This is a genomic window from Vibrio sp. 1180_3, assembly GCF_029478545.1.
GTDB classification, from domain to species: Bacteria; Pseudomonadota; Gammaproteobacteria; order Enterobacterales; family Vibrionaceae; genus Vibrio; species Vibrio aestuarianus.
Map to the genome: position 1 here is coordinate 70,268 of NZ_SJFM01000005.1, position 14,344 is coordinate 84,611.

The window sequence follows — 14,344 nt, forward strand, 5'->3', positions numbered from 1 at the left end:
TGATGGAAGATGAAGCTATGCAAAGTCGCTTAATGGTGGGAACGGTTCGCCATCGACGCTTTACCCCTGTGGAGCATGCGCTCAATTACCCGTTATTTATGGCTTGTATTGATCTCGATGAGTTGCCACAACTGACTAAAAACGTCTGGGGTTTTGGTGATAAGTGGTGGCATTGGGCACGATTTCATCGTCAAGACTATTTGGGAAGCGGTGAGTTAAAGCAAAGCGTGCAAGATAAAGTCTTTGAGCTCACCGGTGAAAGAGTCTGCGGTAAAGTGCTGGCGGTTTGTCATCTGCGTTATCTAGGCATTTATTTCAGCCCGGTCAATTTCTACTATCTTTATGATAATGACGGCCAGTGGCGCTACTTATTGGCCGAAGTGAGTAATACCCCATGGAATGAACGTCATTACTACGCAATTCAAGCAGAAGCCGGTGAGCAAGGTTGTAATTGGCAGCATGACAAAGCCTTCCATGTCTCTCCATTTAACCCGATTGAGCAACAATATGTATGGAAACTGAAGCCGTTAACTTCTTCACTAATGGTGCATTTAGAGTGTCATCGTAATGATAAAGAATTCGATGCAACGCTGGCGATGAAAGAGCAAAGTTTTAATTCAAAAAATTTACTTAAGTTATTGATCAAAACACCGGTAATGGCAGTAAAAGTGACTATAGGTATTTATTGGCATGCTTTAAAACTTTGGCTGAAAGGTGCACCTTTTTATTCTCACCCACCGTCAGTTGAAGCGAATCAATCATCAGCATCTGAATCGTCGTCAAAACAGAAAGAACAATAAGGAGAACGCTCAATGCAGAATTCAGAATCTTTAGAGTTGCCCAAGCAACTAACGAGTTTGCAAAAGAGTGCACGCAGCATCACTTTAAAATGTCTGCAACGTTTAGAAGTTGGAACACTGACCATCGTTGAATCGTTTACTGATGGTTCTGCGACATCAAGAGAAACATTCGGTACGCCAAGAGAGGGTGAACCTAATGCTAGTATTGAAGTCCGAGATCCTCATTTTTATGCTCGTCTTCTAAAGGGGGGCAGTATTGCTGCTGGTGAAGCGTATATGGATGGTTGGTGGGAAAGTCCAAACTTGACCACGTTGATGGAATTAATGGCGCGAAACCTTTCCGCGTTAGATGGCATTGAAGCGAAAAGCAGCATCTTCACAAAGTTGCTTTATAAAATAACCCATTGGTTTAACCGCAACTCGATTGATAAAGCGAGGGAAAATATCCACGCCCACTACGACTTGGGAAATTCGCTTTATCACACCTTTCTTGATGAAAAGATGCTTTATTCAAGCGCGTTATTTTTATCTAAGGATGAGAGCTTAGAGCAAGCTCAGGTCAATAAAATGGAACGACTTTGCCAGCAATTGCAACTCACTAGCCGTGATCATGTAATTGAAATTGGCACCGGATGGGGTGCTATGGCTATTTACATGGCTAAGACCTACGGTTGCCGCGTGACAACGACGACTATTTCCGAAGAACAATACCAATATGCTGCACAGCAGGTTGCTTTGAATGGTTTAGAGAATCAAATTACTTTACTCAAACAAGACTACCGCCTACTAGAAGGTCAATACGATAAGTTGGTCTCTATCGAAATGATTGAAGCGGTCGGTAAAGAGTATTTACCGTCTTATATTAAAAAATGTCAGTCGTTACTCAAACCACAAGGTTTAATGGCAATTCAAGCGATAACCATCACTGATCAGCGTTATGACTATTACAGCAACAACGTCGACTTTATCCAAAAATATATTTTCCCAGGAGGATTCTTGCCATCGGTAACCGTGCTTGCTCAAGCAGCGACCAAACACAGTGACTTGGTGATGCGTGATCTGTTCGATATTGGTTTAGATTACGCAAGAACCTTAGAAGAATGGCGTAAGCGATTTGACGCAGCGGAGCAACAAGTTCGACAACTGGGTTACGATGAAAAATTTATTCGTATGTGGCGCTACTATTTTTGCTACTGCGAAGGTGGCTTTCTGGCTAAGAGTATTAGTACGGTGCATATGACATTACAAAGGCCGCTATGATGAAAAAACTGTGGTTAGTATCGGTTTGGTTTCAAATTATTTGGCTGGTCGCTGTGTTAGGAACAGACGCATGGCAATGGGTCACGGTTTGTCTGGTACTAGCCACTTTGATATACACCGTTATCAAGCAGCGTATCGCGTTAGAAAGAGTGATTATTTTAGCTTTTGTGGGTGTCGCCGTCGATTTGTTGAATATGAAGTTCGACGTTATCGTATTCCCAAGCTCTCAGTTTCCTATATGGCTAATGGCACTATGGTTCGCGTTCTCTTGGTACGCTTATTATATCGTTCAATATGTGAACCGTTTCCCTTCTGCTCTCGTATCAATGATTGGAGGTATTTCTGGGTGCCTCTGTTACTGGGCTGCGCAAAGGCTTGGAGCGGCTCAATTTGGATTGCCGACATTGCCAGTTTTGCTGATTCTGTGGCTCGAATGGACCATGATTTGCACATTGATGCTAAGGATATTCAGAGATGTTCAGCTTAAAAACAAAGAGTTGTCTAGTCGCCATCACTCTGCAATGCATAATCACAAGCGCTAGTGCAGCGACCTCGCAAGCATCCACACCTAGTTGGAATTCTTGGCCAGTGGTTGGCCAAGCGACCCTCTCTTGGTTGTGGCTGGATATCTATTCTTCACAGCTACGCTCTCCGCTCGGTGTCTATCAGCAGTCTGATGATGTATCGCCACACCCCATTGCGCTTGAAATCCGTTATCAAAGAGACATCAGTCAACCGCAATTGCTGAAAGCAACCGCTGAGCAATGGACAAAACTAGGGTACTCAGATAGTCAGGTACAAGGTTGGATAACGCAGTTACAAACTATTTTTCCCGATGTTTCGGATGGTCAACGCTTGGTCTATATATCGGATGGGCGGTTAGGACAATTTGTTTTCATCCCCGTTACAGGTGCTGAGCAGCAGATTGGTGAAATCGATGATGAAGCGCTTAATGACGCATTTTTATCTATTTGGTTATCTCCTAATAGTGAATATCCGAAGCTTCGAAATCAGTTGATAGGAATGAATCGATGAAACAACTAAAGCACACTTTGTATTTCATACTGCTTTTGCTGACGGGCTGTTCTGCGGATTTAGATGATTACCGCAATCAGACACCAACATTTAATCTATTTGAGTATTTCTCGGGGACTACTTTAGCGTGGGGAATGGTGCAAGATTACACTGGTCAGCAAACTCGGCGTTTTGAGGTCAAAATCCAAGGTCAAGTTGAGGGAGATACCTTAACCTTGATAGAGGATTTTGTGTTTGATGATGGTGAAAATAGCCAGCGAGTCTGGACGATACAGCGTACTGATACTAATCAATACATTGGCAATGCCGATGATGTTATTGGTCAGGCCAAAGGCAAAGAACAAGGTAACGCATTGCAATGGAAGTATGATTTTGCGCTGCCATATGGTGATTCAACGGTGACCGTGAGCTTTGATGATTGGTTATACCGCCAAGATGAAAAGCGAGTGTTTAATTTAACCAAGATTAAAAAGCTTGGCATCGAAGTGGGTACGTTAACGCTGTTTTTTGAAAAGCAATAAGGCTCCAGTCGGAGCCTTATTATTAGCTTAGCTTGTGAGAATATTACCTAGCTCTTTGCGGCTTGCTCTTAGAGCCCGGGCGCGAAATCTGGCTATTCCCACCTCGTTTCCCTGCACTGTTCTTGTTGTTTGCCGTGCTACTAGAGCGTGGTTGATTCGATGAAGTTGCTGCTTCTTTACGCGGATTTAGTGCATCAAAGCCAGGCTGAGTTTTAGTATGTTTGGTGGCAAAACGGTTTGCACCATGACGGCCTGATTTACGACGTTGTGCTGGTGTACGTGCATCCAGATCTTCAGCAGGTACTAGGCAGTTAGGTCGGTCACCAATCAAATGTTTTTTACCCATATTGATCAAAGCTTCACGAATGATTGGCCAGTTTAGTGGGTCATGGTAGCGTAATAGTGCTTTATGCAAGCGGCGCTGACGTTCACCTTTCGCCACAGGCACTTCTTCGCGTTTTTTATACTTCACGCGTTTCAGTGGGTTGGTTTCTGAATAATACATCGCCGTCGCGTTACACATAGGTGACGGGTAGAAGTTCTGAACCTGGTCACATTCGAAGTCATTAGATTTCAGCCATAACGCTAAGTTCAGCATATCTTCATCTTCAGTGCCCGGGTGAGCCGAGATAAAGTAAGGGATCAAATACTGCTTCTTACCTGCTTCAGCGCTGTATTTTTCAAACATCTCTTTAAAGCGATCATAAGTGCCCATACCTGGTTTCATCATTAGATCAAGTGGGTTCTTTTCGGTGTGTTCTGGAGCGATTTTTAGATAGCCACCCACGTGATGCGTCACTAGCTCACGGACATATTCTGGTGATTCAATTGCCAAGTCATAGCGTACGCCAGAAGCAATCATCACTTTTTTGATGCCTTTTACTTTACGCGCTTCGCGATATAAATCGATAGTGTGCTTGTGGTCGGTATTAAGTTTGTTACAGATCCCCGGGAAGACACAAGACGGACGGCGACAGTTCATCTCGGCTTTTGGGTCACTACAACCTAAACGATACATGTTAGCCGTTGGTCCACCCAAATCAGAAATGGTCCCAGTAAAGCCAGGCACTTTATCGCGTATCTCTTCCATTTCATTCAAAATTGATTCTTTAGAACGGTTTTGAATAATACGCCCTTCATGTTCGGTGATAGAACAGAATGAACAACCGCCAAAACAGCCACGCATGATATTGACCGAGGTTTTGATCATATCGTAAGCCGGAATTTTCGCCTTTCCATACATAGGGTGAGGTACGCGGGCATAGGTTAAACCAAATACGTAATCCATCTCTTCAGTGGTGAGTGGAATAGGCGCTTGGTTAACCCACAGTTCCCGGTCGCCATGGCGCTGAATCAATGCGCGACCTGAATACGGATTGGTTTCTAAATGCAGTACACGGCTGGCGTGGGCATAAAGAATGCGGTCATTATTGAGTTTTTCAAATGCAGGTATACGCACAGCGGTCGTGGCGGCATCATGACGAGAAGGACGAATCGTGATTGGTTTTGCTTCGGCTTCTTTTTCTTGATTGGTTTCGCATTGTGTTTCCACCGCGTATGGGTTTATCGGTACAAATGCTTTGCCCGGTTTCTCAATACGAGATGAATCAATAATGGTGTAATTTTCTGGCTCGGAGGCAAGGTTAACCGCCGTGCCGCGAATATTAGTCATGCTAGCGATGTTCTCGCCATCGGCTAGGCGGTGTGCCACTTCAACTAATGCACGTTCTGCATTACCAAACAGCAGAATGTCAGCTTTGGCGTCAAACAAGACGGAACGGCGCACTTTATCCGACCAGTAGTCGTAATGCGCAACGCGTCGTAAGCTCGCTTCAATCCCACCAAGCACAATCGGTACTTCTTTGTAGGCTTCGCGGCAGCGCTGCGAATAGACAAGCGTTGCTCGGTCTGGACGTTTACCACCCTCGTTATTCGGTGTGTACGCATCATCATGACGTAATTTTTTGTCAGAGGTATAGCGGTTGATCATCGAGTCCATATTGCCGGCGGTAATACCAAAAAATAGGTTTGGTTTCCCCAGAGCCATAAAGGCGTCTTTGTTGTGCCATTGTGGCTGCGCGATGATACCGACACGGAAACCTTGCGCTTCCAATAGGCGGCCAATGATCGCCATGCCAAAACTTGGATGATCAACGTATGCGTCACCAGTGACTATCACGATGTCACAGCTGTCCCATCCTAGGGCATCCATCTCTTTTCTACTGGTTGGCAAGAATGGCGCAATTCCAAAACACTCTGCCCAGTATTTTTTATATTGATGAATAGGAGTGATGTTGCTGTGCATATTTTGACCTCTGATTTATTAGCCGGGCATTATAGCGATTAAGATCAAGAGTAGCCAGTTCTACCTACCTCACATTCGAAACACTAAAATTATGAGATTATATGAATAATAACGTTCTATACTTGTCATTAAGTGGCAGAGTTTATTACGGAAAATAGCAAATGCAGAAAGGATATAGACCGTGGTAGAAGGTAGTTTACAGAATAGACAAATGTGGTGGTCTTTCAACATTAACACCTCAGATTTTGATTGTGATAAACACATGTTTACCACTCTTTTCCCTGATGATTCAGCACCACAAAAGGTCAACGATATTTTGAGCTATATGACGCAAGATATCGCTGCCCATGCCAAAGAACTCTTTACTAACGTATTGAAAACAGGGAAAAGTGAGCAGTTCTCTTGTTGCCTAGTCACCCAGTCTTATGCATTTTGCTTTGTCAGTTTTTCTGTATCCCTTGAGCAGCGGGGTGTACTAAGTGGACTGATGACCGTCTTGTTATGTGAGAAAACGCGAGTCAGCGTGGCGGGGTTATTCCAAAGTATTATCAATAACCAACACCATGGTATTGTGATCTCTGACAGCCAAACACGTATTTTGGCTTGTAACACTTTATTTGAAAAACAAACTGGTTATTTGCAGCAAGAGTTGCTCGGTTGTAAAACCAATATTTTTAATGCTGGAAAACACTCGCCAAGTTTTTTTAAACAAATGTGGAGTGATATTGAAACCAAAGGTTATTGGAATGGTGTGGTTTTAAGCCGCCACGCAAAGGGTCACGCTTCGCCACGAGATCTAACGGTTCAGAAAATACAACTAGAAAATGGGGATAGCTATTATCTTGGTTTAATGTTGGATGTTTCCCAAAAAAGAGAAGTAACGGCGCAAGTCGAAATTGATGAGGTCGATGTCCACACCCAGTTACCTACTAAGAGCAAGCTTATCTCTCTACTCGATCAAATCTGCGAAGTGGGTAATCACAATCGTTTAATTATTTTGATGGCCTTAAACCCCATTTTTGATGGAGATTCTGCTTATTCTGATCGCAAATTATTTTCAGATATGCTGATCAGAAGTGCGACTGCGCGTATTTCAGGCTACTTAGGCGCTGATATTTTTGGTGTCTGCTTGGCAACAACCTGTGAAGCGAATACCAATCAAAGTGCTCTGATTTCGTCAGAAATTAAGGCGTTTATCTATGAAATTAAAAATGAAATGCCACCACAGGTATTTAAGATGATTTCAAGGTGTCGAATTGGGGTCTCTGTTTTTGGGCAAGATGCAAATAGCCCAAGAAATATGGTTTCCCATGCGATACAAGCAATGCTAGAGATGCATGGCGGTCAGGGTAAATCGGTTAACTTCTATCAAAGTAGTATTCATGAACAGCTCCAACGTCGAAAGGCGTTAGAGGACTTAGTGACCAAAAAAATAGCCACTGGTGATATTACCGTCTATTACCAAGCGATTGTTGATGCAAAAACATTCAAGATAGCTAAATTTGAAGCGTTGTGCCGTTTCACTAATGAAGCTGGTGAACTGGTCGACACTCAAGAAATGATCACCATTGCTGAAGAGCTGAACATCATTCCTCTGCTTGATAAGCAAGTAGCTTTGATCTCTCTGCGAAGTTTGGCTACTTTACAAAAAATATTTGGTTCAGAGACAGGAATTACCATCAATCGATCTTTGAATACATCACTAAGCTCAGATGTAATACTAAACAACACCGCAGCTATTATTAAAAGTAGTGGTTGTAACCCCAAACACATCACGATTGAATTGACGGAAAGTGCCTATTTTTCGAGCCAGGAAACGGGCGGGAAATCTTATGACGCAATGAATGAATTGCGTAAGTTAGGTGTATCTGTTGCGATTGATGACTTTGGCACGGGTTACTCTTCCTTCACTTATTTAAGTGATCGTCAATTCGATTTATTAAAAATTGATAAGGAATTTGTGACGGATATTGCGGTTGGTACTCGTAAGTACAGTATTGTCAAAATGGTTACAGACCTTTCTCATACTCTAGGCGTTAAGGTGGTTGCCGAAGGTGTGGAAACCGAACAAGAAATGAAAGTGTTAAGAATGCTCGGTGTTGACTACTTACAAGGGTATTTATTTTCTAAACCGTTACCATTAGAAAATATTGCTCATGCGAATCGCTACAAAGCGCATTTGAATGTGATTAATACAACCGAAGATGAAAGCGATAAGGCCAATACATTATTACTCTTGGTTCGCTCAAACGTACCTAGGCTAGACCCTGGTGATTCCATTCTCTTGGCTAATCAGTACATTCAAGCAACGGATCTCGACTCTCTGCCTGTTATCAATAGTGGTCGGTGTGTGGGCTTAGTGCATAAAGCAGCATTGAACTTACACTTGAGTCCCTCAATGGGTACGGAACTTGAGAATGCAAAAGAAAGTATTATTTGGAAACGCCCTGTCAATCAGCTAATGAGCACAACCTTCACTCAATTAGATGTCATGACGGAACTATCAACGGTTACTCACCTAATTAAGAAAAAAATCCCTTTTCCTTGGGTTCTTGTGCGAGAGAATAAATATGTTGGGATGATAACATCAGATGATGTTCTGATGCATCTGAGTACGAACTGACTTCTATTAAGCTGAATAAATTTGCTATCATCGCGCCCAGACATATTTAAATGGCCTTATAGCATGATTCAATCGTTACTTTCTGTTTTTGCTCCGATGTTACTGGGTGCACAAATTATCTTGACTCTCGTATTAGTTAGAGGGGAGATTTGTCCGGGACAACGTGGGCGTATTCACCGCTTATTGCCAGCGATTGGCGTTTTGTGGCTCGCGGTGGCTTCTCTTAAAATTGAAGCGTTCATGGTCGTATTTGCCATTTTCTATTTTTACTCTCAAGTACAAACCAAGAAAACACGTGATGAAGGCCCATTATGGGTACTTTATCTAGCTAACGGGTTGTCATTAGCTTATGTTGCCATTCTGGTGTCTGAGCAGGCGAATTGGCCAGCATCCGTTGCCAATGTGATATTAGTGGGTTTACTTGGATCATGTTTTTCTCATCTACTGTTGACGATTGCACGTACGCGTCTGCAAGCATTTCACCGACTACTTCCTATCATCGGCATTTTATGTGCGATGGGGGTTGCACTTTGTGTTGTACCGAAAGCTTATGGCTTAGATGATCAAGCGTTAACACAAGCGACATTGGCTTTGCTAACCAGTTTTGGTTTGATGATCGCAGGAATTATCGCCTGGTGTTGGCATATTTTATTTTCAAAAAGTGCAGAAAAAATCCAGTTAGGTATTGCCCTACTGTTTATGTTAGCGGCAAGCACAAGTTTCCAAGGTTTATTTATTCTCTAGATATTGGTCACTTTTTGCAGATGATTTTGCGACTAGGCTTTCATTACCTCGTTGGTAAAGGAGCTTGTGATGGACCTAAGTAACGTCAGCCGCTTTGATAGTGTTATTTTACTGGGCATTGTGAATGAAAAACTGCGCTTAGAGTGCAACAGCTTTGAAGAACTTGCCAGTATGTACGAAATGGATGTGGAAGGTGTTATTGGTAAACTAGATGTCTTAGGTTACCAATACGATCCACTGACTAACCAATTCAAATCCTATACCCGTTAATATTTTTGTTTAACTATCAAGCCATCTTGATGCCATCAAGGTGGCTTTTGCATTGTTGTCGAGCGGTGACGAAAAAAGCTTGCAGATAATGTTTATCCTTTTCGCTATGACGGGTGGCTGCAAACAACCGCCGCCATAAACCGTTACCTAATGGCTTACTGGTGATCAGTCCTTGCCTAGAAAATTCACTGATTGCCCAATTAGGCAGTGCGGCTACCCCTAAACCTGCAGATACCATTTGTACCAACATCAATGTGTTATCAGCTTGTTTCCATTTTGCTGGCTCAATGCCTGCGGGTTGCAGAAAGTGTTTTACGACGTCCAAGCGGTTTTTTTGGACCGGATAAGTCAACATGGTTTGCGAGGCTAAATCGCTAGGTTCGATGATCGTTTTTTCTGCAAGAGGGTGAGCGGTTGAGGTGATAAGACGCATTTCAAAGTCGAATAGAGGCTCGTAGTGGACTTCGGATCGAGGCAAAATATCGGAAGTAATGACAAGATCAAGTTCTCCTGCTAGCAGAGCGGGTAAGGGTTCAAAACCGAAGCCGGATGAAAAGTCTAACGTGACACTTGGCCAAGCCAATTGATATTCCTTTAATGCTGGCATTAACCACTGGAAACAAGAGTGACACTCAATTGCCATGTGCAAACGCCCATTCACGTCTTCTTTCAGACTCGCTAATTCATTTTCAGCTCTTGCCATTCTGGGTAAAATTTCATCGGCAAGCTTGAGTAAAATTTCTCCCTCTGAGGTGAATTTTACAGGACGAGTTTTGCGTAAAAACAACTGCCCGCCAATTCTTGCCTCTAAATCTTTAATTTGATGTGAAAGCGCTGATTGTGTTAAGTGGAGAGACGTTGCGGTCGAGGTCAATGAACCCGAATCTCTTAGCGAAGCTAACGTTCGCAAATGCTTAAGTTCGATCATCGTGACTATTTCCTCATTATCTCTTGAAATAGATGGCTTTAATTGCACTAACTTACGCTGTATGTAGGGAGCTGTAAACATCTAGATGGCTATTTATTTTGAGGTAACCTAACGTTGTCGAAAACAACATGAATTTATTTAATGAACATGTTGAATAATTGGATGTTGTTCGCTGGCCCATTCAAGTGGATAGTTTAGCCATCTAGACTTCTTAATTATCAAGATAAAAGTTCAACACTACCAACAGAATAAGGGCTAGGAAGATGACGACAACCACACACATTTTAGGTTATCCGCGTATTGGTGAAAAACGTGAACTCAAGTTTGCGCTTGAAAAATATTGGCGTGGAGAAAGTACACAAGATCAATTAAAACAAGTGGGTAGCACCATTCGTCAGCACAATTGGGCTCTACAGCAGCAAGCTGGGCTTAGTTTTACAACAGTAGGGGATTTTGCTTGGTATGATCATGTGCTCACCACCACATTGCTACTCGGACATGTTCCTAAGCGCCACAATAATGGTTTTCCTGATTTAGACACTTTGTTTCGCGTTGGCCGTGGTCAATCACAAGCAAGCTGTGGCTGTGCTGGTAGTGCAGCGTCAGATATGACTAAGTGGTTTAATACGAATTACCACTACATTGTGCCCGAATTTAGCCAAGATGATACGTTTAGTGTCAGTTGGCCACAGTTATTTGAAGAAACTAATCAAGCGTTGAAGGCTGGGCATCAAGTGAAACCGGTACTGCTTGGTCCACTTAGTTATCTTTATTTAGGTAAAGAAATAGAAGAAGGGTTTGATCGCCTCACTTTATTACCTCGTTTGTTAACCGCATACCAAACCATTCTTGCCAAGTTAGCTAAACAAGGCGTTGAATGGGTGCAAATCGACGAACCGATTTTATCGTTAGAGTTAGAAAAAGAGTGGCAAGATGCACTAAAACTGGCTTACCAAGTGATCAGTGGTGATGTGAAATTGTTATTAACTACCTATTTTGATTCGGTGGTTGATACGCTCGATAAGATTGTTGAGCTGCCGGTTCACGGCTTACATATCGACCTTTCCGCCGCTCCAGAACAGCTTGAAGCTGTAGTCGAAAAGTTGCCAAGTGATTGGGTACTCTCGTTGGGGGTCGTAAATGGGCGAAATGTGTGGCGAGCCAATCTTGCTGCGTTATTAGCTCGTTTACAGCCGGTGAAAAATCAGTTGGGTGAGCGATTATGGATTGCGAGTTCATGCTCACTACTGCATAGCCCGATAGATTTAGATCTTGAGCAAAGTTTATCAACTGAGGTTCAAAGTTGGTTCGCATTTGCTAAGCAAAAAGTGACGGAAGTGGCTTTATTGGGCAAGGCATTAGATGGCGATCCAGCCGCTATTTTATCTTGTGATACCTATAGTTTGCCGATTGTAGCGCGTCAGAGTGCAACTCATGTGAATAAACCTCAGGTCCAAGCTCGCGTAAATAGTATTACTTCTGCATTGTCGGAGCGAAGCGCACCTTATGCAGAGCGTGCGCATCACCAAGCGGAAGTTCTTGGTTTGCCATTTTTGCCAACAACAACGATAGGTTCTTTTCCTCAAACAGCGGAAATTCGCACCCAACGTAGTGCTTATCGCCAAGGTCAACTTTCTGAAAGCGAATATGTAGCGGCATTAAAAGGCCACATTGCCGATGCTGTAAAACGCCAAGAGGCATTAGATTTGGACGTATTGGTGCACGGTGAAGCTGAACGTAACGATATGGTGGAATATTTTGCTGAAAATCTTGCGGGCTTTCAAACCACTCAGTTTGGGTGGGTTCAAAGTTACGGTTCTCGTTGTGTTAAACCAGCCATCGTGGTGACAGATATAGAGCGAGAGAAGCCAATAACCGTTAAGTGGTCAACTTATGCTCAGTCGCTAACGTCTAAACAGATGAAAGGCATGCTAACAGGGCCAGTAACGATCTTATGCTGGACATTCCCTCGTGAAGATATTTCTCGTAAGGAAATTACTCAACAATTGGCGTTTGCGTTGCGTGACGAAGTCGCAGATTTACAACAGGCAGGCATTAATATAATCCAAATTGATGAACCTGCTATTCGAGAAGGTTTGCCGCTGAAAAAGCGTGATCATGAGGCGTATTTACAATGGGCGGTGGAGGCCTTTAAAATCTCAGCCGCCAGTGCGAAGCCAGAGACACAGATCCACACTCATATGTGCTACAGCGAATTTAATGAAATTATTGACTCTGTAGCAGCATTGGATGCCGATGTGATTACTATTGAAACATCGCGTTCTAATATGGAACTGCTGAAAGCGTTTGAAGAATTCAATTACCCGAATGAAATAGGACCAGGAGTGTACGATATTCACTCTCCGAATATTCCATCACAGCAATGGATTGAGGGTTTAGTCCGAAAAGCGGCCGAGAAGATCCCAGCGGAGCGTCTGTGGGTTAATCCAGATTGTGGTTTGAAAACACGTAACTGGCCTGAGACTGAAGCAGCGTTGACCAATTTAGTTCTGGCAGCCAAAGCACTACGTAAAGAGCTAACCTTTGACCGCTAGGTTCTTTGATCTAATTAAGGCCTCAGGATGAGGCCTTATACAATAAGAGCGCAGTTAAATAATCTCTATTGGACAGTACAGCTTTCTTTAGTCACTAACTGGTCGATCATCAACTGACCACGATTATTACGAATCTGAATACGGTAAGTTAAACCGATATCAAGGTTTGACTTTGTTAAAGCGTCAGAACAGTAGACATTAATACTTGTTTTCACTACCTGATCAATAGGCTTGGCACCTTGGTGATCAGAATTGTAAAGCATCATAATTTCAACGGTGCTGCCTTTTGAAATGGCTCTCATAACCGAAAGAGGACCGAATTCTAAAGGTAATTCACTACTGATGGCACTGGCTCGGTTACTTGCTAACAATTCTAGGTGTTCTTGTTGGTCAGCATTTGAACTACAGCCAACCATTAACGTAATAATAGCGGCGACAAAGGCGAATTTTTTCATTTTAAAACACTTTCTTAAACGGCTTAACGATAACGTGTTGATAAACTCCAGCCTCAACATAGGGATCAGCGTCAGCCCATGCTTGCGCTTGCTGTAAAGACGTAAAATCAGCGATAACGGTTGAGCCAGTAAACCCTGCTTCTCCGGGATTATCAGAATCAATGGCAGGCATAGGTCCAGCTGTAAGCAACCGGCCTTCATTTTGCAGTTTTTGTAAGCGCTCCAAATGTTGCGGTCGGACACTCATGCGTTTTTCCAAAGAGTTTTCCACGTCTTGTGAGAAGATGACGTACCACATATTGATGTCCTTATTGATTGATTTTTCAGTCGAAGCCTTAATGTACTCAAACCGATAGAGATTGAAAGTAATCAAACTCAATTTTTTGATCAGCTACCCGGGTTAATAGCTCGTGGACGTCCATTTGCATCGATGGCGACATAGTTAAAAGTGGCTTCACACACTTGGAATCGATCGCCGACACTATCTTGCTTGATAGGTTTCACCCACACTTCAAGGTTTACTGACATCGACGTTCGTCCAATTTTTGTGCACTCACCGTAGCAGCAGACAACATCACCGACTTTTACTGGCTTTTTAAAAGTAATACTGGATACAGAAACTGTGACCACCCGTCCACTCGATATCTCTTTAGCTAGAATGGCGCCAGCCAAATCAAGCTGAGACATGATCCATCCGCCAAAAATATCACCATTGGCATTTGTATCTGCTGGCATTGCAAGGGTGCGCAGCAATAGTTGACCTCTAGGAGCGTTATTTTCCTGATTCATTTTTAGACATCCGCAACAAACGAAACAGCGACCAAATGGTCGCTGTGAAATGACTGTCG

General features: G+C 43.1%; 14 protein-coding genes. 9 read left to right on the forward strand and 5 right to left on the reverse strand.

Going from position 1 to position 14,344, the window contains the following annotated elements; translation table 11 throughout:
• The first annotated feature begins 17 nt into the window (after positions 1 to 17).
• The 5 genes from EYW48_RS04885 to EYW48_RS04905 are packed head-to-tail and all read left to right on the forward strand — an operon-like array spanning position 18 to position 3,616.
• Positions 18 to 800, forward strand: coding sequence for a DUF1365 domain-containing protein (locus EYW48_RS04885; protein ID WP_053309428.1), 783 nt, complete (start codon positions 18 to 20; stop codon positions 798 to 800).
• A 12-nt stretch (positions 801 to 812) separates the two neighbouring features.
• Positions 813 to 2,060 (forward strand): cyclopropane-fatty-acyl-phospholipid synthase family protein, encoded by a 1,248-nt coding sequence (locus EYW48_RS04890; RefSeq protein WP_053309297.1) that lies wholly within the window; start codon positions 813 to 815, stop codon positions 2,058 to 2,060.
• Positions 2,057 to 2,602 carry a DUF2878 domain-containing protein gene (locus EYW48_RS04895; RefSeq protein WP_253910151.1) on the forward strand — a complete coding sequence of 182 codons (546 nt, stop codon included), beginning with the start codon at positions 2,057 to 2,059 and terminating at the stop codon, positions 2,600 to 2,602. The genes EYW48_RS04890 and EYW48_RS04895 overlap by 4 nt, the downstream gene beginning before the upstream one ends.
• Complete coding sequence (locus tag EYW48_RS04900) at positions 2,535 to 3,095, forward strand: chalcone isomerase family protein (RefSeq protein WP_080996293.1); 561 nt, start codon at positions 2,535 to 2,537, stop codon at positions 3,093 to 3,095. The genes EYW48_RS04895 and EYW48_RS04900 overlap by 68 nt, the downstream gene beginning before the upstream one ends.
• A complete protein-coding gene (locus tag EYW48_RS04905) occupies positions 3,092 to 3,616 on the forward strand; it encodes a DUF3833 domain-containing protein (protein ID WP_171980992.1) in 525 nt (174 codons plus the stop codon). Before EYW48_RS04900 ends, EYW48_RS04905 begins: the two co-directional genes overlap by 4 nt.
• 43 nt (positions 3,617 to 3,659) lie before the next feature.
• On the opposite strand, the gene EYW48_RS04910 is transcribed toward EYW48_RS04905, so the two are convergent.
• Positions 3,660 to 5,921 (reverse strand): YgiQ family radical SAM protein, encoded by a 2,262-nt coding sequence (locus EYW48_RS04910; RefSeq protein ID WP_277431950.1) that lies wholly within the window; start codon positions 5,919 to 5,921, stop codon positions 3,660 to 3,662.
• Between the two features lie 262 nt (positions 5,922 to 6,183).
• Between EYW48_RS04910 and EYW48_RS04915 the strand changes: the two genes are divergently transcribed.
• The 3 genes from EYW48_RS04915 (at position 6,184) to EYW48_RS04925 (ending at position 9,558) form a co-directional block, all read left to right on the forward strand.
• Positions 6,184 to 8,544 (forward strand): EAL domain-containing protein, encoded by a 2,361-nt coding sequence (locus EYW48_RS04915; protein ID WP_277431951.1) that lies wholly within the window; start codon positions 6,184 to 6,186, stop codon positions 8,542 to 8,544.
• 63 nt (positions 8,545 to 8,607) lie between these two features.
• Positions 8,608 to 9,288: a hypothetical protein gene (locus EYW48_RS04920; protein ID WP_053309303.1), complete on the forward strand. Its 681-nt coding sequence runs from the start codon at positions 8,608 to 8,610 to the stop codon at positions 9,286 to 9,288.
• A 69-nt stretch (positions 9,289 to 9,357) separates the two neighbouring features.
• On the forward strand, positions 9,358 to 9,558 hold the full coding sequence (locus EYW48_RS04925; protein ID WP_277431952.1) for a DUF4250 domain-containing protein: 201 nt from the start codon (positions 9,358 to 9,360) through the stop codon (positions 9,556 to 9,558).
• Positions 9,559 to 9,574: 16 nt separating this feature from the next.
• Here EYW48_RS04925 and metR read toward each other — a convergent pair whose 3' ends face one another.
• On the reverse strand, positions 9,575 to 10,486 hold the full coding sequence (gene metR / locus EYW48_RS04930) for an HTH-type transcriptional regulator MetR (protein ID WP_171980996.1): 912 nt from the start codon (positions 10,484 to 10,486) through the stop codon (positions 9,575 to 9,577).
• 263 nt (positions 10,487 to 10,749) lie between these two features.
• Here metR and metE point away from each other — a divergent pair, with 263 nt between their 5' ends.
• Positions 10,750 to 13,041 (forward strand): 5-methyltetrahydropteroyltriglutamate--homocysteine S-methyltransferase, encoded by a 2,292-nt coding sequence (gene metE / locus EYW48_RS04935; RefSeq protein ID WP_277431953.1) that lies wholly within the window; start codon positions 10,750 to 10,752, stop codon positions 13,039 to 13,041.
• A 65-nt stretch (positions 13,042 to 13,106) separates the two neighbouring features.
• Here metE and EYW48_RS04940 read toward each other — a convergent pair whose 3' ends face one another.
• The 3 genes from EYW48_RS04940 to yciA all read right to left on the reverse strand — a co-directional run bounded on the left by EYW48_RS04940 (position 13,107) and on the right by yciA (position 14,285).
• Positions 13,107 to 13,496 (reverse strand): GspS/AspS pilotin family protein, encoded by a 390-nt coding sequence (locus tag EYW48_RS04940; protein WP_171980998.1) that lies wholly within the window; start codon positions 13,494 to 13,496, stop codon positions 13,107 to 13,109.
• Between the two features lies 1 nt (position 13,497).
• A complete protein-coding gene (locus EYW48_RS04945; RefSeq protein ID WP_053309308.1) occupies positions 13,498 to 13,794 on the reverse strand; it encodes a YciI family protein in 297 nt (98 codons plus the stop codon).
• 89 nt (positions 13,795 to 13,883) lie between these two features.
• The gene (yciA, locus tag EYW48_RS04950) at positions 13,884 to 14,285 is read right to left on the reverse strand and encodes an acyl-CoA thioester hydrolase YciA (protein ID WP_053309309.1); all 402 of its coding nucleotides are present in this window, start codon (positions 14,283 to 14,285) and stop codon (positions 13,884 to 13,886) included.
• Positions 14,286 to 14,344 lie beyond the last annotated feature (59 nt).

What these genes read in the sequence shown, in the direction of transcription:
- EYW48_RS04885 (WP_053309428.1), top strand. Translation starts at nt 18, where the DNA reads ATGCAAAGTCGCTTAATGGTGGGAACGGTTCGCCATCGACGCTTTACC.
- EYW48_RS04890 (WP_053309297.1), top strand. Translation starts at nt 813, where the DNA reads ATGCAGAATTCAGAATCTTTAGAGTTGCCCAAGCAACTAACGAGTTTG.
- EYW48_RS04895 (WP_253910151.1), top strand. Translation starts at nt 2,057, where the DNA reads ATGATGAAAAAACTGTGGTTAGTATCGGTTTGGTTTCAAATTATTTGG.
- EYW48_RS04900 (WP_080996293.1), top strand. Translation starts at nt 2,535, where the DNA reads ATGTTCAGCTTAAAAACAAAGAGTTGTCTAGTCGCCATCACTCTGCAA.
- EYW48_RS04905 (WP_171980992.1), top strand. Translation starts at nt 3,092, where the DNA reads ATGAAACAACTAAAGCACACTTTGTATTTCATACTGCTTTTGCTGACG.
- EYW48_RS04910 (WP_277431950.1), bottom strand. Translation starts at nt 5,921, where the DNA reads ATGCACAGCAACATCACTCCTATTCATCAATATAAAAAATACTGGGCA.
- EYW48_RS04915 (WP_277431951.1), top strand. Translation starts at nt 6,184, where the DNA reads ATGTTTACCACTCTTTTCCCTGATGATTCAGCACCACAAAAGGTCAAC.
- EYW48_RS04920 (WP_053309303.1), top strand. Translation starts at nt 8,608, where the DNA reads ATGATTCAATCGTTACTTTCTGTTTTTGCTCCGATGTTACTGGGTGCA.
- EYW48_RS04925 (WP_277431952.1), top strand. Translation starts at nt 9,358, where the DNA reads ATGGACCTAAGTAACGTCAGCCGCTTTGATAGTGTTATTTTACTGGGC.
- metR (WP_171980996.1), bottom strand. Translation starts at nt 10,486, where the DNA reads ATGATCGAACTTAAGCATTTGCGAACGTTAGCTTCGCTAAGAGATTCG.
- metE (WP_277431953.1), top strand. Translation starts at nt 10,750, where the DNA reads ATGACGACAACCACACACATTTTAGGTTATCCGCGTATTGGTGAAAAA.
- EYW48_RS04940 (WP_171980998.1), bottom strand. Translation starts at nt 13,496, where the DNA reads ATGAAAAAATTCGCCTTTGTCGCCGCTATTATTACGTTAATGGTTGGC.
- EYW48_RS04945 (WP_053309308.1), bottom strand. Translation starts at nt 13,794, where the DNA reads ATGTGGTACGTCATCTTCTCACAAGACGTGGAAAACTCTTTGGAAAAA.
- yciA (WP_053309309.1), bottom strand. Translation starts at nt 14,285, where the DNA reads ATGAATCAGGAAAATAACGCTCCTAGAGGTCAACTATTGCTGCGCACC.